Origin of the sequence: Streptomyces sp. MH60 (assembly GCF_002939385.1) — a bacterium.
GTDB lineage: Bacteria > Actinomycetota > Actinomycetes > Streptomycetales > Streptomycetaceae > Streptomyces.
Genome location: NZ_MULI01000055.1, coordinates 1 through 23,923 on the forward strand (window position 1 = coordinate 1; position 23,923 = coordinate 23,923).

Annotated in this window: 14 protein-coding genes and 3 tRNA genes; 9 read left to right on the forward strand and 8 right to left on the reverse strand. The window is 74.2% G+C overall.

What is annotated here, in order from left to right; all coding sequences use genetic code 11:
* The 3 genes from BZZ08_RS27175 to BZZ08_RS27185 form a co-directional block, all read left to right on the forward strand.
* A partial coding sequence (locus BZZ08_RS27175; protein WP_241965581.1) for an SAV_2336 N-terminal domain-related protein occupies positions 1 to 4,466 on the forward strand: 4,466 nt, incomplete at its 5' end.
* Positions 4,467 to 4,697: 231 nt separating this feature from the next.
* On the forward strand, positions 4,698 to 5,759 hold the full coding sequence (locus BZZ08_RS27180; protein WP_104634865.1) for a rod shape-determining protein: 1,062 nt from the start codon (positions 4,698 to 4,700) through the stop codon (positions 5,757 to 5,759).
* Between the two features lie 56 nt (positions 5,760 to 5,815).
* The gene (locus BZZ08_RS27185) at positions 5,816 to 7,450 is read left to right on the forward strand and encodes a sensor histidine kinase (protein ID WP_241965582.1); all 1,635 of its coding nucleotides are present in this window, start codon (positions 5,816 to 5,818) and stop codon (positions 7,448 to 7,450) included.
* A gap of 141 nt (positions 7,451 to 7,591) precedes the next feature.
* Here BZZ08_RS27185 and BZZ08_RS27195 read toward each other — a convergent pair.
* The 3 genes from BZZ08_RS27195 to BZZ08_RS27205 form a co-directional block, all read right to left on the reverse strand.
* A tRNA-Ile gene (locus BZZ08_RS27195) sits at positions 7,592 to 7,665 on the reverse strand.
* Positions 7,666 to 7,864: 199 nt separating this feature from the next.
* Positions 7,865 to 7,937, reverse strand: a tRNA-Asn gene (locus BZZ08_RS27200).
* Between the two features lie 5 nt (positions 7,938 to 7,942).
* Positions 7,943 to 8,015: transfer RNA gene (locus tag BZZ08_RS27205), tRNA-Asn, on the reverse strand.
* Between the two features lie 148 nt (positions 8,016 to 8,163).
* On the opposite strand from BZZ08_RS27205, the gene BZZ08_RS27210 reads away from it, so the two are divergent.
* The 4 genes from BZZ08_RS27210 (at position 8,164) to BZZ08_RS27225 (ending at position 13,763) form a co-directional block, all read left to right on the forward strand.
* Positions 8,164 to 8,469 carry a YtxH domain-containing protein gene (locus tag BZZ08_RS27210; protein WP_016326153.1) on the forward strand — a complete coding sequence of 102 codons (306 nt, stop codon included), beginning with the start codon at positions 8,164 to 8,166 and terminating at the stop codon, positions 8,467 to 8,469.
* 44 nt (positions 8,470 to 8,513) lie between these two features.
* Complete coding sequence (locus BZZ08_RS27215; RefSeq protein ID WP_104634866.1) at positions 8,514 to 9,962, forward strand: xylulokinase; 1,449 nt, start codon at positions 8,514 to 8,516, stop codon at positions 9,960 to 9,962.
* 139 nt (positions 9,963 to 10,101) lie between these two features.
* Positions 10,102 to 11,835: an ABC transporter ATP-binding protein gene (locus BZZ08_RS27220; protein WP_104634867.1), complete on the forward strand. Its 1,734-nt coding sequence runs from the start codon at positions 10,102 to 10,104 to the stop codon at positions 11,833 to 11,835.
* Positions 11,835 to 13,763 (forward strand): ABC transporter ATP-binding protein, encoded by a 1,929-nt coding sequence (locus BZZ08_RS27225; RefSeq protein ID WP_104634868.1) that lies wholly within the window; start codon positions 11,835 to 11,837, stop codon positions 13,761 to 13,763. Before BZZ08_RS27220 ends, BZZ08_RS27225 begins: the two co-directional genes overlap by 1 nt.
* Positions 13,764 to 13,826: 63 nt before the next feature.
* Here BZZ08_RS27225 and BZZ08_RS27230 read toward each other — a convergent pair whose 3' ends face one another.
* From BZZ08_RS27230 to BZZ08_RS27250, 5 genes are all read right to left on the reverse strand, one after another.
* A complete protein-coding gene (locus BZZ08_RS27230; RefSeq protein WP_104634892.1) occupies positions 13,827 to 14,924 on the reverse strand; it encodes an RNA polymerase sigma factor in 1,098 nt (365 codons plus the stop codon).
* A 216-nt stretch (positions 14,925 to 15,140) separates the two neighbouring features.
* Complete coding sequence (gene dnaG, locus BZZ08_RS27235) at positions 15,141 to 17,066, reverse strand: DNA primase (RefSeq protein WP_104634869.1); 1,926 nt, start codon at positions 17,064 to 17,066, stop codon at positions 15,141 to 15,143.
* Positions 17,067 to 17,095: 29 nt separating this feature from the next.
* The gene (locus tag BZZ08_RS27240; RefSeq protein WP_104634870.1) at positions 17,096 to 18,361 is read right to left on the reverse strand and encodes an NAD(P)/FAD-dependent oxidoreductase; all 1,266 of its coding nucleotides are present in this window, start codon (positions 18,359 to 18,361) and stop codon (positions 17,096 to 17,098) included.
* 180 nt (positions 18,362 to 18,541) lie between these two features.
* Positions 18,542 to 19,816 (reverse strand): deoxyguanosinetriphosphate triphosphohydrolase, encoded by a 1,275-nt coding sequence (locus tag BZZ08_RS27245; RefSeq protein WP_104634871.1) that lies wholly within the window; start codon positions 19,814 to 19,816, stop codon positions 18,542 to 18,544.
* Between the two features lie 37 nt (positions 19,817 to 19,853).
* Positions 19,854 to 20,690, reverse strand: a complete 837-nt coding sequence (locus BZZ08_RS27250; RefSeq protein ID WP_198601719.1) for a sirohydrochlorin chelatase — start codon at positions 20,688 to 20,690, stop codon at positions 19,854 to 19,856.
* A gap of 167 nt (positions 20,691 to 20,857) precedes the next feature.
* On the opposite strand from BZZ08_RS27250, the gene BZZ08_RS27255 reads away from it, so the two are divergent.
* Together BZZ08_RS27255 and BZZ08_RS27260 are read left to right on the forward strand one after the other, a co-directional pair.
* Positions 20,858 to 21,544: a SanA/YdcF family protein gene (locus BZZ08_RS27255; RefSeq protein WP_104634873.1), complete on the forward strand. Its 687-nt coding sequence runs from the start codon at positions 20,858 to 20,860 to the stop codon at positions 21,542 to 21,544.
* A gap of 103 nt (positions 21,545 to 21,647) precedes the next feature.
* Positions 21,648 to 23,873: a molybdopterin oxidoreductase family protein gene (locus tag BZZ08_RS27260; protein WP_104634874.1), complete on the forward strand. Its 2,226-nt coding sequence runs from the start codon at positions 21,648 to 21,650 to the stop codon at positions 23,871 to 23,873.
* The last annotated feature ends 50 nt before the right edge of the window (positions 23,874 to 23,923 follow it).

Sequence of the window (23,923 nt, forward strand, 5' to 3'; positions counted from 1 at the left end):
GAGCGGGCCCGCGCCGGCCCGACGACCAGGACCGGGAGCGGGCCGGGCGGCGCTCCCGGGGCAACCGGCCGGCCGGACCCCCTCCCCCGTCCGAAGTCCCCCGCACCCCCCTGCGCCTGCCGTCCCCGGCCCCGGCCCCGGGCACCTCGACGGCCGAGCCGCACAGCGCCCTGCTCGCGCCCGCACCGCCGATGCTGCGCCACACGCTGGCGCTGCAGCGTTCCCTGCGTCCGCTGAAGCGCCGCAGCGACGCGCCCGTCGGCCACGAGGTGGACGAGTCCGCGACCGCCGACCGCATCGCGCGCCTCGGCGCCGGACCCGAGTGGTGGCTGCCCGTACTGCGCCCCGTACGGGAGCGGTGGCTGCGCCTGCACCTGGTGCACGACGCGGGCCCCACGATGCCCGTCTGGCAGCCCCTGGTCCGCGAACTGCACGCCGCACTCGCCCAGTCCGGCGTCTTCCGCACCGTCACCCTGCACCGCGCGGAACCCGACGGCACGGTCCGCGGGGACGGCGCCCAGATCCCCGCCGACGGCCGTACGGTCATGCTGCTGATCAGCGACTGCATGGGACCGCAGTGGCGCGAGGGCCCGGCCGGCACCCGCTGGTTCGGCACGCTGCGCGGCTGGGCGCGCCGCACTCCGCTGGCCGTGCTCCAGCCGCTGCCCGAGCAGTTGTGGCGGGACACCGCCCTGCCGCCGGTGCCGGGCCGGCTGTCCGCCCCGCACCGGGCCGCGCCCAGCGCCTCGCTCACCTTCACGCCGTACGACGGCGCCGCGCCCCGGGCCCCCGAGGGCACGGCGTACGTCCCCGTGCTGGAGCCGGGGCCCGAGTGGCTGGCCAACTGGGCCGCGCTGGTGGCGAGTCCGGGCGGCACCCCGTACCCGGGCGCCGCCGCCGCGCTGCACCGCCCGCTGCCCGCCGACGCCGACGACCGCACCGACCTCGCGCGGCTGTCCGCCGAGGAACTCGTCCTGCGCTTCCGCGCCAGCGCCTCCCCGCAGGCCTACCGGCTGGCCGGCCACCTCGCGCTCGGCCGCCCCGACCTGCCGGTGATGCGGCTGGTGCAGGCCGCGGTGGAGCCGGACCCGCGGCCCCAGCACCTGGCGGAGGTCATCCTCGGCGGACTGCTCACCACGGTCCCCGGGCCGCCCGGCTCCTACGCCTTCCGCCCCGGCGTGCGCGAGCTGCTCCTGCGCGGGCTGCCCCGCACGGCCCGCAACCGCACCCACGAACTGCTGCTGCGCACCGGCGGCCTGATCGACGAGCGGGCGGGCCGCTCGCCCGGCGAGTTCCGGGCGCTGATCCCCTCCCGCGAGGGCACCGAGCGGGCCGACGCCGGCGAGTCGTTCGCGGCGATCAGCGAGGAGAGCGCCCGGCAGCTGACGGTGCGGGAGCGGCCCGCCGTCCCGTCGCCCTTCCCGCCCGCCCTGGGCGCCCGCTACCGGCCCACGCGCCGGCTCACCCCGTCCGGCAGGATCTGGCTGGCGGAGGACACCGGACCGGCGCGGACGGCGCCGGACCCGGCGCCGATGAACCGGACGGTGGCGATCCGGCTGCACGACGCGGACCCCGACCCGGCCGCGCGCCAGGTCTTCCTGCGCAACGCGGGCCTGCTGACGCGGCTCTCCCACCCCAACCTGGTGACCGTGCTCGACGCGGGCATCGAGGACGACGTCCCGTACGTCGTCATGGAGCACCTCGACGGCATAGCGCTGAGCGCCCTCACCCGGCCCGACGACCGGCGGCTGCCGGTGCCGCTGACGGTGTCGTTGGGGGCGCAGCTGGCACGGGCACTCACCGCCCTGCACCGGGCGGGCCTCGCGCACGGCGGCCTGGAGGCGTCCCGGGTGGTCCTGCTGCCGGACGGCACGGTCCGGCTCAGCCTCTTCGAACCGGGTCTGGCCTCGGGCCCGGGAAGGCGCTCCGCGGACCTGCGCGCCCTGTGCGACGTCCTGCTGCGGCTGACGTCGGGGGCCTCGCGCCCGACCGTCCCGATCGACTCGCGCCGCCTGGACCGGCTGCCCCCCGCCCTGCGCATCCACTACGCGCACGCCTTCGACCAGCTGATGTCGTCCTCGTCGGAGGCACAGGCCCGCGGTCTCGAACTGCTCGCGGACCCGCACCTGCTCACCCGGGCGAAGGAGGCGTACCGGCCGCGCCGGTACCGCGCCCTGGGCCCGCTGCGGGTCGGCCTCCCGGACGGCTCGTCCGGCCCCGCCCCCGAGGCGCGCGCGCTCCTCGCGATGCTGCTGCTCAAGCACGGCCGCACGGTGACGCACGAGGAGCTGCGGTGGGGGCTGTGGGACCCGGGCGACGAGCCCCGCAACCCGCGGGCCGAGGTGGCCCGGCTGGCGACGCGGCTGGCGGACGCCCTGGGCCCGGGCGTCCTCGCGAGGTCCGCCCACGGCTACGCCCTGCACACCAGCGCCGACGACCTGGACCTGGTGCGCTGCGACGAGCTGGTGCGGCGCGCCGACACGGCCGGTCTGCGGGACGCGCTCACCGAGGCCCACGGCCTGGTCACCGAGGCACTGGCGCTGTGGCACGGCTCCGAGCCGCTGGCGGACGTGCCCGGCCCCGCCGCCCGCACCGCCCGCACCCGGCTGCTGCGGCTGCGGCTCGCCCTGCACACCAGGCGCGCCGAACTCGACCTGGCCCTGGGCGAGTACGACCGGGCCGCCACGGAACTGGCCGGCCTGCTGCGGACCCACCCGCACCGGGAGGACTTCCGCCGCCTGTACCTGATCGCGCTGCGCCGCCAGGGCCGGAGCGAGGAGGCGCTGGAGGTGTACGAGGAGTACGAGCTGTCCGGCGGACGCAGCCCGGCCCTGACGGCACTGGGCCGGGAGCTGCGCGAGGAGCACACCGCACCGGCGGACGACGCGCCGTGGTCGGAGTACGGGCAGCGCCCGTACGACCAGGACGGCACCGCGTCCGCCGTGTCCGCGCCGGACGAGCTGCCGGAGGGCCCCTTCCCCACGGAGGACGACCTGTGGACGCCGCTCATGGAGGAGCCGGAGCCACGGGCCGGGGACGAGGCGGCGGTCGTGGCGGAGGCCGAGGAGGAAGGGGCGGAAGAGGGAAACGCCGCGGGGGAACCCTCCCGGCAGCCGGCGGCCGACGAGACGGAGCAGGAGGCGGACGGGGACGCGGACGGGGGCGACGACGACCTCGACACCGACTTCCGCTGCTGCGCCCGCTACGCCTTCGCCGACGGCCCGGGTACCCCCGGAGTTCCGGTGGGCCACGACGCCCGCGCGGCCCTGCACGCCCTGGTCGCGGACCTGCTGGCGGACAGCGGCCTGGACGGCGCCGCCTACGAACTCCTGGACGACCACGACGGTCTGCTGGTGCTGCTGGCGCCGCGTGCGGAGGCCGCGCCGCTCCTGAGGGCGACCGTGACGGGGCTCCCCGGGCGGCCGGCCCGCCGGGGCGGCCCGCGGCTGCGGGTGGAGTTCTGGCAGGTGGAGTTCCGGCTGGACGGGACCGGGGAGCAGTCGCTGGGCCGCGCCGACGCCGGATCGGCCGGCGCGGTCCTGGACGCCTCCCCCGCGCGGGCGGTCGTCGTCCTCTCCGACTCCTTCTACTACGACGAGGTGTGCGAGGAGGGCCAGGACGGGCCCGCCTTCCCACCGGACCTCTTCCGGCCGCTGCCCGACGGCACCGGCTGGTACCACCTGGTCGACGGCGCCGAGGCCCCACGGACGGCGCCGGGCGGCGGGGCGGACGGCGCCACCGGAGCCCGGTCCGGCCGCGCGGCGTACTCGCCCACGGACCTGATCGCCGGTGCCCGCTGTGTGCTGCTCGGCTTCGACGACGTGCTGGCCCGGCTGTACCGGCCGGCGGCGGAGCGGGAGGTGCTCCTGGACATCGCGCGGCTCTTCGTCGAGGAGCGCGATCCCGAGGAGGCGCTGGCCGGGGTCCCGCTGCCCCGGGTCACGACGGACGGGTACGCCGGCACGCTCGACTTCGTCCGGGCGCTGGCCGGCCACCGGCTCGCCCCCGCCGTACGGGTACGGCTCGACCGGCACGAGGCGCGGGCGGCCCGCACCGCGCAGCCGACGCCCCTCGCCGACCGGCTGGTCCGGGCGCTGCGCACCTGCGGCGTACCCACCGCCGTGGTGACCGACCGGGCCCCCGAGCCGGTCACCGGGTACCTGAGACGACGCGGCCTGCTGGACGCGCTGCCGGGTGACGTGCACGGCAGGGGTGCCGACCTCACCCGCCTCATGCCCGACCCGGACGTCCTGCACCGGGCGCTGGACCGGCTCGGCGCCCTGGCCGGCGACTGCGTGCTGGTCGGCTCCTCCGTCGCCGAGCAGTCCGCCGCCCGCGTGATCGGTCTGCCGTTCATCGGCCACGGGCGCGACGAAGGGGCCCGGCGGGAGCTGGCCGCGGCGGACGCCCGGGTGCCCCTCGTACCGGACCTGCGTCCGCTGCTCACGGCCGCCGAGAACCGGTGAACGGCTGCTTCCGGCCGCCGAGAACCGCTGAACGGCTGCTTCCGGCCGCCGGGAACCGCTGAACGTGCCTCCGGCCGCCGAGTACCGCGAACGCTCCGCGCGCCCCCCGTTCAGCGGCCCCCCGCACGGCCCCCTCCAGCGGGCGCCCGCCCGCGACGGGCCGCACGATCGGTGCCAGGAGGCCGTCCACCGGGCGGCTCCGCACGGTCCGCGCTCTCGGGAGGATTCGCCATGACCGCCAGTACCGCCAGTCTGGAGGCGCTGCGCCGCTGCCACTTCGCCGTCGACCTGGGCGCGGCGCGGACCCGCGTCTACGTGAAGGGGGCCGGGCTCGTCGTCGACCAGCCGTCCGCCGCCGCGGTCAACACCCGCACGGGCGCGCTCATCGCGGTCGGCGAGTTCGCGGAGAAGATGACCGGCCGCACCCCCGGCTACATCCGCGTCGTGCGACCGGTCTCCGGCGGCACGGTGGTCGACATCGAGATGGCCCAGCGGATGCTGCGCCACCTGCTCGGCGACCGGATCCGCCGCACCCTGCGCCGCAAGCCCCGGCTGCGGGCCGCCGTCTGCACCCCGCACGACGCGGATCCGCTGTCCCAGCGCGCGGCGATCGAGACGCTGGTCGGGCTCGGCGCGCGCCGCGTGGAGCTGGTGGACACGCTCATCGCGGCGGCGGTCGGCTGCGGACTGCCGGTGGAGCAGCCCGAGGCGACCATGATCATGGTGTGCGGCGCGCACGCCACGCAGGTCGCGGTGCTCTCGCTCGGCTCGATCGTGGCCGCCGAGCGCATCCCGGTGGGCGGCGAGGCCGTGGACCACGCGATCGTGCAGCTGCTGCGCCACCAGCACGAGCTGGTGCTGCCCAGCCAGTCCGTGCGTCCGCTCCAGCTCGCCCTGTCCGGCAACGGGCTGACCCCGCAGGGGCCGGCGTCCACCGAGATCCACGGGCGGGACGTGGCGACCGGTCTGGCCCGCAGTGTGCGGGTCGACACCGCCACGGTGCGCAACGCCATCCAGACGCCGCTGACGGCCGTGCTCGACGGCATCGGCAAGGTGCTGCGGGACTGCCCGCCGGACCTGGTCGCGGACCTCGCCGACCGCGGCATCATGATGGTCGGCGGGAGCGCGCTGCTGCCTGGCTTCGACCAGATGCTGCGCCAGGCCACCGGTATGCCGGTGCACATCGCGGAGCGGCCCGACGTGTGCGCGGTCCAGGGCCTCGGCAGCATGCTGGAGGGCCGGGTCGAGCCGCTCGTCCTGCACCCGACGACCGCCGACGCCGACGCCGACTGACGGCCGAAGGGCCGGGGAAGCAGAGGAAGCGCAGGAAAGCCGAGGAAGCCGGACGCATGACCGCGCAGCCCGCGCCCCGACTGACCCGTCTCCTCGAAGCCCTCCTGGACGTCGGCACCGCCCTCGACCTGCGCACCGTCCTGCGGCACATCGTGGACGGCGCCGCCGAACTGACCGGCGCCGGCCGCGCGGCCCTGGTCGTCGCGGACCCCGGCGAGAGCGGCTTCGCCGAGATCCGCTCCCCCGGCCCGGGTCCCGTACCGGAGACGGCGCCCCTGCTGCGGGTGCCGATCCATGTGCGGGACGAGGAGTTCGGCGAGCTGCGGCTGGCCGGACGGCCCGGCGCCGCCCCGTTCACCGTCGAGGACGAGCAGCTGCTGCGGGTCCTGGCCACGCAGGCCGGTGTCTCGATCGGCAACGCCCGGCTGTACGAGACGGCCCGGCAGCGCGAGCGCTGGATCGAGGGCGCGGCGGCCGTCACCACCGCGCTGCTCACCGAGGAGGGCGCCGACGACGCGCTGACCACGGTGGCCGAACGGGCCCGGCTGCTCGCCGGGGCCTCCGCGGGCGTCATCCTGCATCCGACCGCCGAGGGCGGCATGGCGATCGTGACCGCCTCGACGCCCGACGACCCGGACGGCATGGTCGGCGCGACCATCGCGCCGGGCAGCCCCGTGCTGGAACAACTGCTGGGCGGCGAGCCGGTGTTCATCGACGACTCGGCGACCGATCCCCGGATGACGACCCATGTGCGGATCCGGTTCGGGCCGAGCATGATGCTGCCCCTGCGGGCGGGCGGCCGGCTCATCGGCACCCTCGCCCTGCCCCGCCGGCGCGGCGGGCGGCCGTACACGGACCTGGAACGGCTGCTCGCGACGCAGTTCGCCTCGCAGGCGGCGCTCGCCCTCGTCCTGGCCGACGCCCGGCGCGGCAGGGAGCGGCTGGCGGTCTACGAGGACCGCGACCGCATCGCCCGCGACCTGCACGACCTGGTGGTGCAGCGGCTGTTCGCCACCGGCATGATGCTGGAGTCCACCCAGCGCCGGCCGGGTGCCGACGACGTCCGCGACCTCCTCGGCCGTGCGGTGGACGAGCTGCGCTCCACGGTCCGTGAGGTCCGCACCGCGATCCTCACCCTCCAGCAGCCCCCGGCCGGCCCTCCGACGGGCCTGCGCGGCCGGGTCCTGCGGGAGACCGCCTCCGCCGCCGCCCGGCTCGGTGTCGCCCCGTCGACGCACTTCAGGGGTGCCGTCGACACCCGGGTGCCCGACCGGGTCGCCGACCGCCTGCTCTCCGCCCTGCGCGACGCCCTGGCCGACGCGTCCGCGCGCCCGGGCGTCTCCCGCGTCGAGGTCACCGTGGAGGTGCCGGCCCCCTCGCCGCGGGGCCGGGACGGCGTGCGCCTGCGGGTCGTCGACGACGGCGAGGGCGAGGGCGAGGGACACGACGGGGGCGGGACGACGGTCACGTGGTGGGCGCCGCTCCAGGGGAGGGTGCCGGTCTCCCGGGCGGGGTACCCGTCCCCTGACCGCCCCGCAGGAGGAGGTACCACGATGAGCGAGCCGACCCCGTCCCAGGCCGAGGGCGAACGCGACGACGAACCGGACACCCCGGACGTGCCGCACACCACTCCCTCCCAGGCGGAGGGCGAACGCGAGGACGACGTCGAGGAGAAGCCGGAAGGCCCTTAGATCACTCAGCGCCTTCTGCCGGACCACGTCGGGCTACGTGGTGGCCTTCCTGCCGCGGGGCACCGACCGCCGACTGACGTCTGCCTCACGACGGTGCGGGCTCCCGGGCAGGCGAGAACGTTCGTGCGGTCAGGCGCACAGTGGGGCGGGTGGGACTCGAACCCACGGCCGACGGATTATGAGTCCGCTGCTCTAACCGGCTGAGCTACCGCCCCATAGCGGCGTGTCGCGTACATGTGTGCGCGCCGTCTGCCGCAGCATAGCCGCTCATACGATCTCCTGCCTCGGATGGTCGGCTTCCACGGCTGCCTTCATGACCTTGAAGACTCCGCAGCGTGCCGCGTGGTTCCCGGGACTTGAGAACGCCTGAGGGGGCACATGAAAAAGGACCCCGGAGGGTCCTCGTTCACGGTGCTCCCCCGACTGGACTCGAACCAGTAACCTGCCGGTTAACAGCCGGCTGCTCTGCCAATTGAGCTACGGAGGACCGAGCTCCCCGGACTGGACTCGAACCAGTAACCTGCCGGTTAACAGCCGGCTGCTCTGCCAATTGAGCTACCGAGGAATGTCGGTGTCGCATCGAACGCGTCTTCCTGGGTATTCGCCAGGGGGCGCGCGCTCGCTGCGACACATACATTAGCGCAAGCAGGGGGGTGCTCCGCCAATCGGTACTCGCCAGCACCCCGGAGCCAGTGAAGGGAAGGGTGGCCGCCATGCGTTACCGGCTCACGTTCGTCGTCGGACTAGCGGTGGGTTACGTGCTCGGCACGAAGGCCGGGCGGGAGCGTTACGAGCAGTTGCGCAAGTCCGCGCAGCAGGTCGCGCAGAACCCGGCCGTGCGCAACACCGCGGAGTCCGCGGCCCAGCAGGGCAGGCACTTCGCCGACAAGGCGTACCACGTGGTGAGCGACAAGGTCGGTGACCGGATGCCCGACTCGGTGGCCCACCGGGTCCGCTCGCTGCGGGAACGCGGCAGCAACGGCAGCGGTCCCGACGACTGGGGCACCAGCAACACCTGAGGTCCCGGTACGGGCACCGTGGCCGGTGCGGCAGAATTTCGGGTATGGGGATAGTCGCCGGGTTGGACAGTTCGCCCGATTTCACTCGTATCGTCGTCTGCGATTCGGACACGGGTGCCGTGCTGCGCCAGGGCTACGCACCGCACCCGCTGGAGAGCCCCGAGGGCGGGGGCCGGCCCGCGGACGTCGATCCGCAGGCCTGGCTGCTGTCCCTCGGGGAGGCGGCCGGCGGCGGGCTCCTCGAGGGCGTGCAGGCCATCGGCGTCTCGGCGCAGGCCAACTCGGTCGTGCCGCTGGACGCGCAGGGCAACACCGTGCGCCCGGCCATGGTCGGCGGCGACAAGCGCTCCCAGGTCGCGGCGGCCGACCTGATCGACGCGCTCGGCGGGCGTGAGGTGTGGGCGCAGTCCGTGGGCACCGTGCCGCAGGCCGGGCAGCCCGTGACGAAGCTGCGCTGGCTGGCGCGGAACGAGCCGGAGGCCGCCGCGCGGACCGCCGTACTGCTCCAGGCGCACGACTGGCTGGTGTGGCAGCTGCTCGGGCGGCCGGCCCGGCGGACCACCGACCGGGGCGGGGCGTCGGGCACCGGGTACTGGTCGGCGGCGACCGGCGGTTACCGGCCGGATCTGGTCGAGCTGGCGCTCGGGCACCAGGCGGTGCTGCCGGAGGTGATCGGCCCGGCCGACGCGGCCGGCACCACGCCGGAGGGGCTGCTGATCTCCGCCGGGACCGGCGAGACCCAGGCCGCCGCCTTCGGGCTCGGGATCGGCCTCGGTGACGCGGTGGTGTCGCTGGGCGCGTCCGGGTCCGTGATGGCCGTGCACACCGAGCCGCTCGTCGACCAGTCCGGGATGATCACCGCCCTGGCGGACGCCACCGGCATGCACCTGCCGGTCGTCACCACCCTGAACGCCGTACGGGCCCTGCGCGGCACCGCCGAACTGCTCGGGATGCCCGACCTGGAGAGCCTGTCCGAGCTGGCCATGAAGTCGACGCCCGGATCGCACGGGCTGGTGCTGCTCCCCTATCTGGAGGGTGAGCGGACGCCGAACCTGCCGCACACCGCCGGAACCCTGGCCGGTCTCCGGCGTGAGTCGATGCGGCCGGAGCACCTGGCGCGGGCCGCGTTCGAGGGGATGCTGTGCGGTCTCGCCGACGCCCTGGACGTGCTGCGCGGCCGGGGCGTGGACGTGCGGCGGGTCTTCCTGCTCGGCGCGGCGGCCGAGCTGCCGGCCGTGCAGGCGGCGGCGCCGGCGCTGTTCGGGACGCAGGTCGTCGTGCCGCAGCCCGCGGACTACGCGGCGATCGGCTCGGCCCGCCAGGCGGCCTGGGCGCTGGGCGTCTCCCAGGGCACGCTGGATCCGCGCACTCCCCCGGTCTGGCAGGGCGCGGTCGCGCAGGTCCTGGAGCCGGGCGAGGAGCTGGCGGTGGGGCAGGCGGTGCGCCAGCAGTACGTGTCGGTGCGCGAGCAGACGCACCCGGGCGCGCTGTGAAGCGCAGGCGTACCGCCCGTAGGCCGGAATTTGCCGTGCTCTTGGGTTAATCGGTTGAGGTAACGCGGGTGGAGTGTTCGACGATAGGGGCCAGGGGCAACCAACCGCGGCCCCTGTCGCCGACTCCGAGAGACCAAGCGTGCTCATACGACTACTGCGGACCTATCTCAGGCCCTACAAGAAACCCATCGCCCTGCTGGTGGCGCTGCAGTTCCTGCAGACCTGCGCCTCCCTGTACCTGCCCACCCTGAACGCGCACATCATCGACGAAGGCGTCGTGAAGGGTGACTCGGGCTACATCCTGAGCTACGGCGCCCTGATGATCGGCATCTCGCTGGCCCAGGTGGTCTGCAACATCGGTGCCGTCTTCTACGGCGCGCGCACCGCGGCCGCCCTCGGCCGGGACGTGCGGGGTGCCGTCTTCGACCGGGTGCAGTCCTTCTCGGCGCGCGAGGTGGGCCACTTCGGCGCGCCCTCGCTGATCACCCGGACCACCAACGACGTGCAGCAGGTCCAGATGCTGGCCCTGATGACGTTCACGCTGATGGTGTCGGCGCCCATCATGTGCGTGGGCGGCATCGTGATGGCGCTCGGGCTGGACGTACCGCTGTCCGGGGTGCTGCTCGGGGTCGTGCCGGTGCTGGCGATCTGCGTCACGCTGATCGTGCGGAAGCTGCGCCCGCTGTTCCGGAAGATGCAGGTGCGCCTGGACACGGTGAACCGGGTGCTGCGCGAGCAGATCACCGGCAACCGCGTCATCCGCGCCTTCGTGCGCGACGAGTACGAGCAGCAGCGCTTCCGGAAGGCCAACACCGAACTGACCGAGGTGGCCCTCGGCACCGGCAACCTGCTCGCGCTGATGTTCCCGGTGGTCATGACGGTGGTGAACCTGTCGTCGATCGCGGTGGTGTGGTTCGGCGCCCACCGGATCGACAGCGGCGGGATGCAGATCGGCGACCTGACCGCGTTCCTCGCCTACCTCATGCAGATCGTCATGTCCGTGATGATGGCCACCTTCATGTTCATGATGGTGCCGCGCGCGGAGGTGTGCGCCGAGCGCATCCAGGAGGTCCTGGAGACCGAGAGCAGCGTGGTGCCCCCGGTGGCGCCGGTCACCGAGCTGCGCCGGCACGGGCACCTGGAGATCCGGGAGGCGGGCTTCCGCTACCCCGGGGCCGAGGAGCCGGTGCTCAGGAACATCGACCTGGTGGCCAAGCCGGGCGAGACGACCGCCGTCATCGGCTCGACCGGCAGCGGCAAGTCGACGCTGCTGGGGCTGGTCCCGCGGCTCTTCGACGCCACCGACGGCCAGGTGCTGGTCGACGGGGTGGACGTGCGGACCGTCGACCCGAAGACCCTGGCCAAGCTCGTGAGCCTGGTGCCGCAGAAGCCGTACCTCTTCGCCGGCACCGTGGCGAGCAACCTGCGCTACGGCAATCCGGACGCCACGGACGAGGAGCTGTGGCACGCGCTGAAGGTGGCGCAGGCCAAGGACTTCGTCTCCGAGCTGGAGGGCGGGCTCGACGCGCCGATCGCGCAGGGCGGCACCAATGTGTCGGGCGGTCAGCGCCAGCGGCTCGCCATCGCCCGGACGCTGGTCCAGCGCCCGGAGATCTACCTCTTCGACGACTCCTTCTCCGCCCTCGACTACGCCACCGACGCGGCGCTGCGGGCCGAGCTGAGCCGGGAGACGGCCGAGGCGACCGTGGTGATCGTGGCGCAGCGGGTGGCGACCATCCGGGACGCGGACCGGATCGTCGTGCTGGACGAGGGGCGGGTGGTCGGCGTGGGCCGGCACCACGAGCTGATGGCGGACAACGAGACCTACCGGGAGATCGTGCTCTCCCAGCTGACGGAAGCGGAGGCTGCCTGATGGCAGGGCCTGCGGGTCGCATGATGGCCGGGGGCGGCCCCGACCAGCGTTCGATGGACTTCAAGGGGTCGAGCAAACGGCTCGTCGCCCAGTTCCGGCCGGAGCGGGCGACGCTGTTCACGCTGCTGGCGTGCGTGGTCGTCAGCGTCGGCCTCAACGTGGTGGGGCCGAAGATCCTCGGCCGGGCCACCGACCTGGTCTTCGCGGGGATCGTCGGGCGGGACATGCCGTCCGGGGCCACGAAGGAGCAGGTCCTGGCCGCCATGCGGGAGCGCGGTGACGGCAGGGTCGCCGACATGCTCCGCAGCACGGACTTCACCCCGGGCCAGGGCATCGACTTCGGCGCGGTCGGCGAGGTGCTGCTCCTCGCGCTGGCGACGTTCGCGGTGGCCGGGCTGCTGATGGCGGTGGCCACGCGGCTGGTGAACCGCGCGGTGAACCGGACGATGTTCCGGCTGCGCGAGGACGTGCAGACGAAGCTGTCGCGGCTGCCGCTGTCGTACTTCGACAAGCGTCAGCGCGGCGAGGTGCTCAGCCGCGCCACCAACGACATCGACAACATCGGGCAGACGCTCCAACAGTCGATGGGCCAGCTGATCAACTCGCTGCTCACCATCATCGGCGTGCTGGCGATGATGTTCTACGTCTCCTGGATCCTGGCGCTGGTCGCGCTGGTGACCGTGCCGCTGTCGTTCATGGTGGCCACGCGGGTGGGCAAGCGGTCGCAGCCGCAGTTCGTGCAGCAGTGGCGCACGACGGGGCAGCTGAACGCGCACATCGAGGAGATGTACACCGGGCACGCGCTGGTGAAGGTGTTCGGGCGGCAGGAGGAGTCGGCGCAGCAGTTCGCCGAGCAGAACGACGCGCTGTACGAGGCCGGGTTCAAGGCGCAGTTCAACAGCGGGATCATGCAGCCGCTGATGATGTGCGTGTCCAACCTGAACTACGTGCTGGTCGCGGTGGTCGGCGGCCTGCGGGTGGCCTCGGGCCAGCTGTCCATCGGTGACGTGCAGGCTTTCATCCAGTACTCCCGGCAGTTCTCGATGCCGCTGACGCAGGTGGCGTCGATGGCGAACCTGGTGCAGTCGGGCGTGGCGTCGGCGGAGCGGGTCTTCGAGCTGCTGGACGCCGAGGAGCAGTCGAAGGACCCGATCCCAGGCGCCCGGCCCGAGGACCTGCGCGGCCGGGTGGAACTGGACCACGTGTCCTTCCGCTACGACCCGGAGAAGCCGCTGATCGAGGACCTGTCGCTGAAGGTGGACCCCGGCCACACGGTCGCCATCGTCGGCCCGACGGGCGCGGGCAAGACCACGCTGGTCAACCTGCTGATGCGGTTCTACGAGGTGTCCGGCGGCCGGATCACCCTGGACGGCGTCGACATCGCGAAGATGTCCCGGGACGAGCTGCGGGCCGGCATCGGCATGGTGCTCCAGGACACCTGGCTGTTCGGCGGCACCATCGCGGAGAACATCGCGTACGGGGCCTCGCGGGAGGTCACCCGCGGGGAGATCGAGGAGGCCGCGCGGGCCGCGCACGCCGACCGGTTCGTACGGACGCTGCCCGACGGCTACGACACGGTGATCGACGACGAGGGCACCGGGGTGAGCGCGGGTGAGAAGCAGCTGATCACCATCGCGCGGGCGTTCCTGTCCGACCCGGTGATCCTGGTCCTCGACGAGGCGACGTCGTCCGTGGACACGCGCACGGAGGTGCTGATCCAGAAGGCGATGGCGAAGCTCGCGCACGGGCGGACGTCGTTCGTGATCGCGCACCGGCTGTCGACGATCCGGGACGCGGACACGATTCTGGTGATGGAGGACGGGGCGATCGTGGAGCAGGGGGCGCATGCGGAGCTGCTGGCCGCGGACGGGGCTTATGCGCGGCTGTACAAGGCGCAGTTCGCGGAGGCCGTGGCTGAGGTGGGGTGAGGCGTTGCCCGGCGTCGTTGCGCCGCCGGGCCCACCCGTGCCGCCCCGGCGGCGCGGCGTTGCTCAGTCCAGGTAGCCCCTCAGCTGGTCCGCGTAGGCGTGGTCGCGGAGTTTGTTGAGGGTTTTGGACTCGATCTGGCGGATGCGTTCGCGGGTGACGCCGAAGAGGCGGCCTATCTCCTCCAGGGTGCGGGGGCGGCCGTCGACCAGGCCGTAGCGGAGCTGGACGACCTTGCGTTCGCGTTCGCCGAGGGTGGAGAGCACCGCGTCCAGGTGCTGGCGCAGCAGCAGGAACGCGGCCGACTCGACGGGGCTGGCGGCGTCGCCGTCCTCGATGAGGTCACCGAGGGCGACGTCGTCCTCCTCGCCGACCGGGGCGTGCAGGGACACCGGCTCCTGGGCCAGGCGCAGCACCTCCCCGACGCGCTCGGGGGCCAGGTCCAGGTGGGCGGCGACCTCCTGCGGGGTCGGCTCGTAGCCGCGTTCCTGGAGCATCCGGCGCTGGACGCGGACGACCCGGTTGATCAGCTCCACGACGTGCACGGGGACGCGGATGGTGCGGGCCTGGTCGGCCAGGGCGCGGGACATGGCCTGGCGGATCCACCAGGTGGCGTAGGTGGAGAACTTGTAGCCCCGGGCGTAGTCGAACTTCTCGACCGCCCGGATCAGGCCCAGGTTCCCCTCCTGGACCAGGTCCAGCATGGTCAGCCCGCGGCCGACGTACCGCTTGGCCACCGACACCACGAGCCGCAGGTTGGCCTCGATCAGGCGGCGCTTGGCGACGCGGCCCATGACGACGAGCCGGTCGAGGTCGAGGGCGAGACGGTCGTCCAGGCCGGGGCTGCGCCGCAGCTTCTCCTCGGCGAACAGCCCGGCCTCCACGCGCCGGGCGAGGTCGACCTCCTCGGCCGCGCTGAGCAGCGGGATCCGCCCGATCTCGCGCAGGTACTGCCGGAACAGGTCGGAGGAGGGTCCGCCGGACTCGGTACGGGTGGGCGGCGGCGGTTCCGGGGGCTCGGGCACGTCCGCGGGGGCGCCGGGGTGGTGCCCGGCCGCCCCGGCACCGGGCTGTCCGGGCATCGCGACGAGCACACCGCGCTCCGCGCCCGGTTGCGCGCCGCCGGTACCGGTGTCGGTCTGGGTGAGGGTCCGGGTCTGCACGGGGGCGACCTCCAGGATGGACGCGGCCGGCGGGGGCCGGCGGCGGTACGACGGGGGCGGAGCCGGCTCGCTCACCGCCGTCCGCCTCGCACGCGTGCACTCAGGTACCGCCCCCCAGTGTGGGGTACGACACATCACCGCCACGAGGGGCGTGCGGTGACTTTTTGCGTCCGGCCCGTGACCGACGGGTTACCCGCGGGTGTTCCCCGGCCGGTCCTAGAGGGCGGCGGCGCCGTGTTCGCGGAGGTTCTGGTCGTACTGCTGGAGGATCCACAGCTCGTTCTGCACGGCGGCCAGTTCGGCGGGGTCGCCGTGGCCGGAGAGGCGGGTGAGGCGGCCGGTGATGTCGCGGATGCGGCGCTCGACGGCGCGGCGGCGGACCGTGACGAGCTGGGCGCCCGCGTAGATCTCGTCGACGCCCTTCACGCCGCGGTGCAGCATGATCGCCTCGACCGCGAGTTCGGTGACCATGGCGCGGACGGCGTCGTCGGGGGCGGCCTCGCGGACCCGGACCAGGTAGTCCTGCGGGTCCTGGACGCCGAACTCGGCGCCGCCCGCCTCCATGATCGCCTCGCGTACGGCGGCGTAGGGCGGGGCGGTGAACTCGTCGACGCCGTACGCGTCGAAGGCCGGGGAGACCAGCTCGGGGCGCTGGAGGGCGAGCTTGAGCAGCTCGCGTTCGGTGGCGAAGACCGGGTTGCGGAGGTTGAGGGCGGGGCCCCGGGGAGTGTTCCGCGCCGGTCCGGCGTGCTGCTGCGGGGCGCCGCCGCGCTGCCGCGGGTCGGGGACGGGGCCCTTGCCGCCGCGGTCGCGGGCCCAGCGGGCCAGCTGGGCGATCCGCTTGACCACGAACTGGGTGTCGAGGATGCCGAGCATCCCGGCGAGCTGCACGGCGACCTCGTGCTGGGCGCCGCTGTTCTTGATCCGGGCGACGACGGGGGCGGCCTCGTCCAGGGCCGAGGCGCGGCCGGCCGGGGTGTCCAGGTCGTAGCGGGAGACGATCTGGCGCAGGGCGAACTCGAAGAGCGGGGTGCGCGGCTCGGCCAGGTCGGCGACCGCGTCGTCGCCCTTGGCCAGGCGCAGGTCGCACGGGTCCATGCCGTCGGGGGCGATGGCGATGTAGGTCTCGGCGGCGAACTTCTGGTCGTCCTCGAAGGCGCGCAGGGCCGCCTTCTGGCCGGCCGCGTCGCCGTCGAAGGTGAAGATCACGCGGGCCGAGCCGTTGTCCATCAGCAGTCGGCGCAGGATCTTGATGTGGTCGCCGCCGAAGGCGGTGCCGCAGGTGGCGATGGCGGTGGTGACCCCGGCGAGGTGGCAGGCCATGACGTCGGTGTAGCCCTCGACGACCACGGCCCGGGACGCCTTCGCGATGTCCTTCTTGGCCAGGTCGATGCCGTACAGGACCTGGGACTTCTTGTAGATCGCCGTGTCGGGGGTGTTCAGGTACTTCGGGCCGTTGTCCGCCTCGTAGAGCTTGCGGGCGCCGAAGCCGACGACGTCGCCGCCGATGTCGCGGATGGGCCACATCAGGCGGCCGCGGAACCGGTCGATGGGGCCCCGGCGGCCTTCCTGGGAGAGGCCGGAGAGCAGCAGCTCCTTGTCGCTGAAGCCCTTGCCGCGCAGGTAGCGGGTGAGGTGGTCCCAGCCCTGGGGGCTGTAACCGACGCCGAAGTGCTCGGCGGCGGCCTGGTCGAAACCGCGGTCGGCGAGGAAGGCCCGGCCGGTGTCCGCCTCGGGGCCGGTCGCCAGCTGCTCCGCGTACCACTGCGCGGCGATCTTGTGGGCCTCGACCAGGCGGATGCGCTCCCCGCGCTGGTGGGAGGGGTTGTACCCGCCCTCCTCGTAGCGCAGGGTGATGCCGGCCTGGCCGGCCAGGCGCTCGACCGCCTCCGAGAAGGTGAGGTGGTCGATCTTCATCACGAACGTGATGGTGTCGCCGCCCTCCTGGCAGCCGAAGCAGTGGAAGAACCCCTTGCTCGGACTGACCTGGAAGGACGGCGACTTCTCGTCGTGGAACGGGCACAGCCCCTTCAGGTTGCCGCCGCCCGCGTTGCGCAGCTGGAGGTACTCCGAGACGACGGCGTCGATCGGGACCGCGTCCCGTACCGCCTTCACGTCCTCGTCGTTGATCCGTCCTGCCACGCGTGAAGTCTACGGCGACGGACTGACAGCTATGCGACGAGGCTTTCGAGGGATACGTGCGGGTTCGCCAGGGCCTCCGTGTCCACCGGGGTCTTCGAGCGGATCAGCTGCTGGATCGGCTCCGTGACGTCCCACACGTTGACGTTCATCCCGGCCAGCACGCGGCCCTCCTTCACCCAGAAGGCGATGAACTCCCGCTTCGCCGCGTCCCCGCGGATCACCACCTGGTCGTACGACCCGGCCGGCGCCCAGCCGGAGTACTCCATGCCCAGGTCGTACTGGTCGGTGAAGAAGTAGGGCACGCGGTCGTGGGCGAGGCCCTTGCCGAGCATCGCGCGGGCGGCGGCCGGGCCGCCGTTGAGGGCGTTGGCCCAGTGCTCCACGCGCAGGCTGGTGTCGAAGAGGGCGTGGTGGAAGGAGGCGACGTCCCCGGCCGCGTAGACGTCGGGGTCGGAGGTGCGCAGCCGGTCGTCGACGACGATGCCGCCGCCGTGGGCGCGGTCGGCGATGTCCAGCCCGGCGGCCTGGGCGAGCGCGGTGCGCGGGGCGGCGCCGATCGCGGCGAGCACGTCGTGCGCGGGGTGCTCCTCGCCGTCGTCGGTGCGGGCGGCCAGCACCATGCCGTCCTGGCCGACGATCTCGGTCAGCTTCACGCCGAAGCGGAAGCGGACGCCGTGCGCCTCGTGCAGCTCGGCGAAGACGGAGCCCAGCTCGGGACCGAGGACGCCGTGCAGCGGGGTCGGGGCGGGCTCGATGACAGTGACCTCCGCCCCGTACTCGCGGGCCGCGGCCGCGACCTCCAGGCCGATCCAGCCCGCGCCGGCGATCACGAGGTGCCCGTTGTCCCGGCCGAGGGAGGCGAGGACGCCCTTGAGGCGCTCGGCGTGGGCCAGGCGGCGCAGGTGGTGGACGCCCGCGAGGTCGGTGCCGGGGACGTCCAGGCGACGGGGCTCGGCGCCGGTCGCGATGAGCAGCTTGTCGTAGCTGACGTGGGTGCCGTCGTCGCCGTAGTGGACGGTCTTGGCGGCGCGGTCGATCGCGACGACGGTCTGGCCGAGGTGCAGCTCGATGTCGTGCCGCGCGTACCAGGCGGGCTCGTGCACGAAGACGCTGTCGCGCTCCTCCTTGCCGAGGAGGTAGCCCTTGGACAGCGGCGGACGCTCGTAGGGGTGGTCGCGTTCGTCGCAGACGAGGATCACCCGGCCGGTGAAGCCCTCCGCGCGGAGTGTCTCGGCCGCCTTCGCGCCGGCCAGGCCGCCTCCGACGATGACGAATGTCTGATCCGCGTCGACCACTTGTTTGCCTCCTCGTCAGGGTGCCGCCACATGCGAGCGTCCCGCACGCGGCGTGGTGCGGGAAGGGGCAGTGACCCGATCAGGCCACGAAGTGCCGCGATTCGGGCACCCGGGGGCTTCCCGGGTGCCGCGTTCCGGGCGCCCGGGGCCTGCCGGGTCACGCCTGTCCCGCCGCCAGTCTCATGGATGCCCCGTCAGGCGGGCGTGAAGCGAGCGGGCCGAGGCGTCGGTGAGAGAGGCGATCTGGTCGACGATCACCCGTTTGCGGGCCCGGTCGTCGCCGGCCGCGTCGAACAGGGCGCGGAACTGGGGGTCGAGCCCGTCGGGGGCGCGGGCGGTCAGCGCCTCGGCCAGCTCCGCGACGACGATCCGCTGGTCGGCGCGGAGCCGCTCCTGCTCGGTGCGCTGCATGACGTAGCGGACGGCGACCGCCTTGAGGACGGCGCACTCCATGCGGGTCGCGCGGGGCACGACCAGCTCGGCGGTGTACCGGGTGAGCCGGCCGCCGCCGTACGCCGCCCGGGTGGCGGCCTCGGCGGACAGGCAGAAGCGGCCGATGAGCTGGCTGGTGGCGTCCTTCAGCCGCGCCTGGGCGACCGCCGAGCCGTCGTAGCCGTGCGGCCACCAGTCCTGGGCGAGGAGCCGGTCGAGGGCGGCGGCGAGTTCGGCGTGGTCGGTGCCGGCGGGGACGTACCGTCCGACGGCCGCGTCGAACACGGCCTCCCGTTCGGGGTCGGCGAGCAGGCAGTTCGGGTCGATGTGCCCGGCGTGCAGACCGTCCTCGACGTCGTGCACGGAGTACGCCACGTCGTCGGCCCAGTCCATGACCTGCGCCTCGAAGCAGGTGCGGGCGCCGGGGGCCTCCTTGCGGAGCCACTCGAAGACGGGCCGGTCGTCGTCGTACACCCCGAACTTCGGCGAGAGGGGGTCGCGGGGGTGGGCGCCGCGCGGCCACGGGTACTTGGTGGCGGCGTCGAGCGTGGCGCGGGTGAGGTTGAGCCCGACGGAGCCGTCCTCGGTGAACCGCTTGGGCTCGATGCGGGTGAGCAGCCTGAGCGACTGGGCGTTGCCCTCGAAGCCGCCGCAGTCCTCGGCGAAGGCGTTGAGGGCCTGTTCGCCGTTGTGCCCGAAGGGCGGGTGGCCCAGGTCGTGCGCGAGGCAGGCCGCCTCCACGAGGTCCGGGTCGCAGCCGAGGGCGGCGCCCAGCTCCCGGCCGACCTGGGCGCACTCCAGGGAGTGCGTGAGGCGGGTGCGGGGGCTGGCGTCCCAGACGGGGCTGCCCTCCCCCGGCGCGACGACCTGTGTCTTCCCGGCGAGGCGGCGCAGCGCGGCGGAGTGCAGGATGCGGGCGCGGTCGCGTTGGAAGGCGGTGCGGCCGGGGCGCTTGTCGGGTTCGGGGGCGTAGCGGGCGGCTGACGCCGGGTCGTAGGGGGGTGCGGTGCGGGTGCCTTCCATGCCATGAACAGTAAGCGGAAGGTGTGACAGGGGGCGCCTATACGGGTGCCGGGTGCGGTTGTCGGACGAGTGCGGCGTGCGTTGCGGCTGGTCGCGCCGTTCCCCGCGCCCCTTGAGGTCCGTTGGGCTCGCCGCCTCCTCCACGTGCGCGGTCGTAGCGGTGCAGGAGCAGGTGGGCCATCGACGGGTGGGTGCCCAGGGGGGCGGAGGCGATCCAGGGGGCCGCTGCCGTGCACTCGGTCGCGAAGCGGCCCGGGGCCGTGAAGCAGGAGGCGACGGCCACCCGGCGGTAGCCCCGGGCCGTCAGGGTACGTACCGCCGCCGGGACCGTCGGGGCCGCCGCCGAGGCGTACGCGGGGACGACCGGGACGCCCAGGCGGGAGGCGAGGAGCGCTGCCGTGCGGGCCGTGTCCGCGCGGGAGGCCGGGGCGCGGGAGCCCGCGGAGGCGAGGACCACGGCGTGCTCCGGGCCCGCGTGGGCGGGCCAGCCGGCCTCGGTGAGGCGGTCGTGCAGGGCGTCCACGAGGAGGGGGTGCGGGCCGAGCGGGGCGGCCACGCGGGTGCGGGCCGGGGCGGCGGCGGCCATGTCGGGGATGTCGCGTTCGACGTGGTGGCCGCGGCCGAGGAGCAGCGGGACGAGGACCGCCTCCGCGTCGCCGAGGGCGGCCAGGGTGTCGGGGAGGAGCGGGGCGTTCAGCTCTATGTGGCCCAGGTGCACCGGCAGGGCGGGGCGCAGGGCGCGGACCCGGTCGAGGAGGGCCCGTACGGTGCGGAGCGCGCGGGGGTCGCGGCTGCCGTGGGCGACGACGACCAGGGCGGGGGTGCCGCCGGTGGCCGCGGTGGTCCTGTTGCTCGTCACTGTCATCGCCGTCATGCACCGAGGGTGGCCGCCGGACGTTGCCGTCCCGTTGCGTGGGTGTCACGGGGATTTTCCGTCGGTTCACACGCCACCGTCCCCCTCGTGTGAGCGGTGCCGGGTGAACCGGACGGGCCGCCCGGGCGTCCCTTCCGGCAGGGACCGACCGGGGAGGGGACCGTCCGATGCGCCGCCCGAGACTTCGCAGACCGCGCCTGCCGCGCACCCGGAAGGGGCAGCGGCGGCTGGTCCGGGCGGTGATGGCCGGGTGCGTGCTGGCGCTGCTGCCCGCCGCGTGGCTGCACGTCGTGACGGACGACCGGCTGCGCACCGCCGCCGACGTGCCGCGCACCGAGGTCGCGGTCGTCTTCGGGGCCGGGCTGTGGGACGGGGAGCCGTCGCCGTACCTCGCGCACCGGCTGGACGCGGCGGCGGAGCTGTACCGGGCGGGGCGGATCGAGGTGGTGCTGGTGACCGGGGACAACAGCCGCGAGGAGTACGACGAGCCGGACGCCATGCGCGCCTACCTGGTCCGGCACGGTGTGCCCGACGGGCGGATCGTCGGCGACTACGCGGGCTTCGACACCTGGGACTCCTGCGTCCGGGCGAAGCGGATCTTCGGCGTCGACCGGGCCGTGCTGATCAGCCAGGGCTTCCACATCCGGCGGGCGGTCGCCCTGTGCCAGGCGGCAGGGGTGGCCTCGTACGGCGTCGGGGTCGACGACGAGCACGACGTGACCTGGTACTACGGGGGCGCCCGGGAGATCCTCGCGGCGGGCAAGGCGGCGCTGGACGCGGTCTTCGAGCCGGACCCGCACTTCCTCGGTCCGAGGGAGCCGGGGGTGGCGCGGGCCCTGGCCGCCGCCCGATGACGCGTCCCTCACCGCGCCCGCGCGGCGGCGGGGAGGTCGCCGTCCCCGCGGCGTAACCGGGCGCCGTCCGGTCGCGTAACACGGAAGCCGCAGGCTGGGCGGCATGCAGAACACCGGCACGCACACCACCGCCGCCCCGGGCGCCGCCACGCCCACGCCCACGCACTGCCCGTACTGCGCCCTGCAGTGCGGGATGAATCTGACGCCCGTCGAGGGCGGGACCGTCGAGGTGTCCGAGCGGACGGACTTCCCGGTGAACCGGGGCGCGCTGTGCGGCAAGGGGCGTACCGCGCCGGAGGTGCTCGCGCCGGACGCGCGGCTGACCTCGCCGCTGGTGCGGTCGGACGACGGCGCGCTGGTGCCGGCCGGCTGGGACGAGGCGCTGGACCGGATCGCCGGGAACCTGGAGCGCACGCGGGCCCGGTACGGCGCGGACGCGCTCGGGGTGTTCGGCGGGGGCGGGCTGACCAACGAGAAGGCCTACGCGCTGGGCAAGTTCGCCCGGGTGGTGCTCGGCACCTCGCAGATCGACTACAACGGGCGGTTCTGCATGTCGTCGGCCGCGGCGGCCGGGACGCGGGCCTTCGGGCTCGACCGGGGGCTGCCGTTCCCGCTGGAGGACATCCCGAGGACCGGGTGCGTGATCCTCGTCGGGTCGAACCCGGCGGAGACCATGCCGCCGTCCCTGCGGTACTTCACCGAACTGCGGGAGAACGGCGGCACGCTGATCGTCGTCGACCCGCGCCGGACGAAGACCGCCGAGCAGGCCGACCTGCACCTCGCGCCCCGGCCCGGGACCGACCTCGCCCTCGCGCTGGGCATGCTGCACCTGGTCGTCGCGGAGGGCCGGGTCGACGCGGCCTACGTCGAGGAGCGCACGTCCGGCTGGGAGGAGGCGCGGGCGGCGGCGATGGCGCACTGGCCGGAGCACGTGGAGCGGATCACGGGGGTGTCCGTTCCCGAACTGCGGGAGGCGGTACGGCTGTTCTGCGCGCCGGAGGCGGCGATGGTGCTCACCGCGCGCGGGCCCGAGCAGCAGGCCAAGGGCACGGACACGGTGGGCGCGTGGATCAACCTGTGCCTGGCGACCGGACGGGCCGGGCGGCCCCTGTCGGGGTACGGCTGTCTGACCGGGCAGGGCAACGGGCAGGGCGGGCGCGAACACGGCCAGAAGGCCGACCAGTTGCCGGGCTACCGCAAGCTGACCGACCCGGCGGCGCGGCGGCACGTCGCGGAGGTGTGGGGCGTGGACCCCGACGCGCTGCCGGGCCCGGGACGCAGCGCGTACGAGCTGCTGGACGCGCTGGGCACGGACGTCAGGTCGCTGCTGGTGATGGGGTCCAACCCGGTCGTCTCGGCGCCCCGCGCCGCGCACGTCGAGGGGCGGCTGCGGTCGCTGGACTTCCTCGCCGTCTGTGACGTGGTGCTCTCCGAGACGGCCGAACTGGCCGACGTGGTGCTGCCGGTGACGCAGTGGGCCGAGGAGACGGGGACCACGACGAGCCTGGAGGGGCGGGTGCTGCTGCGGCGGCGCGCGATCACGCCGCCGGACGGGGTGCGCGGCGACCTGGACGTGCTGCACGGACTGGCCGGGCGGCTCGGCGTGGAGAAGGGCTTCCCGACCGGGCCCGAGGAGGTCTTCGAGGAGCTGCGGCGGGCGAGCGCGGGCGGCCCGGCGGACTACTCCGGGATCGACTACCGGCGGCTGGCGGAGGAGAACGGCGTCTTCTGGCCGTGCCCGGCGCAGCCCGCGTCCGACGACACGCACACCGCCGACACCGGCACGGGCACGGGCAGCGGCACCGGCAACAGCACCGCCACGGGCGCGGGCAGCGGCGGCGGCACCGGCCACCGCGCCGTGCCCCACCCCGGCACCCCCCGCCTCTTCCTCGACCGCTTCGCCACCGAGGACGGCCGGGCCCGTTTCGTGCCCGTCACGCACCGGCCGAGTGCCGAGGAACCGGACGACGAGTACCCCGTGCTGCTGACCACCGGCCGGGTCGTGGCGCAGTACCAGTCCGGGGCGCAGACCCGGCGGGTGGCCGAGCTGAACGCCGCCGCGCCGGGCCCGTTCGTGGAGCTGCACCCGCGACTGGCGGCGCGGCTGGGGGCGGCCGAGGGCGACCCGCTGGCGGTCGTGTCCCGGCGGGGGCGGGCGGTGGCACCGGCCCGCATCACCACCGGCATCCGGCCCGACACCGTGTTCATGCCCTTCCACTGGCCCGGCGAGGGCCGCGCCAACACGCTGACCAACCCCGCCCTGGACCCGACCTCGCGGATGCCGGAGTTCAAGGTGTGCGCGGTGCGGGTGGAAACGGTGACGTCCTAGCGGCGTCATCCTCTCCTCTCATGATCTCCACGTGAGCGCTATGGACATGT

Bases quoted from the DNA above. Each gene is read 5' to 3' on its own strand.
- BZZ08_RS27180 (WP_104634865.1), top strand. From the start codon at position 4,698: ATGACCGCCAGTACCGCCAGTCTGGAGGCGCTGCGCCGCTGCCACTTC.
- BZZ08_RS27185 (WP_241965582.1), top strand. From the start codon at position 5,816: ATGACCGCGCAGCCCGCGCCCCGACTGACCCGTCTCCTCGAAGCCCTC.
- BZZ08_RS27210 (WP_016326153.1), top strand. From the start codon at position 8,164: ATGCGTTACCGGCTCACGTTCGTCGTCGGACTAGCGGTGGGTTACGTG.
- BZZ08_RS27215 (WP_104634866.1), top strand. From the start codon at position 8,514: ATGGGGATAGTCGCCGGGTTGGACAGTTCGCCCGATTTCACTCGTATC.
- BZZ08_RS27225 (WP_104634868.1), top strand. From the start codon at position 11,835: ATGGCAGGGCCTGCGGGTCGCATGATGGCCGGGGGCGGCCCCGACCAG.
- BZZ08_RS27245 (WP_104634871.1), bottom strand. From the start codon at position 19,816: ATGGAAGGCACCCGCACCGCACCCCCCTACGACCCGGCGTCAGCCGCC.
- BZZ08_RS27250 (WP_198601719.1), bottom strand. From the start codon at position 20,690: ATGACGGCGATGACAGTGACGAGCAACAGGACCACCGCGGCCACCGGC.
- BZZ08_RS27255 (WP_104634873.1), top strand. From the start codon at position 20,858: ATGCGCCGCCCGAGACTTCGCAGACCGCGCCTGCCGCGCACCCGGAAG.
- BZZ08_RS27260 (WP_104634874.1), top strand. From the start codon at position 21,648: ATGCAGAACACCGGCACGCACACCACCGCCGCCCCGGGCGCCGCCACG.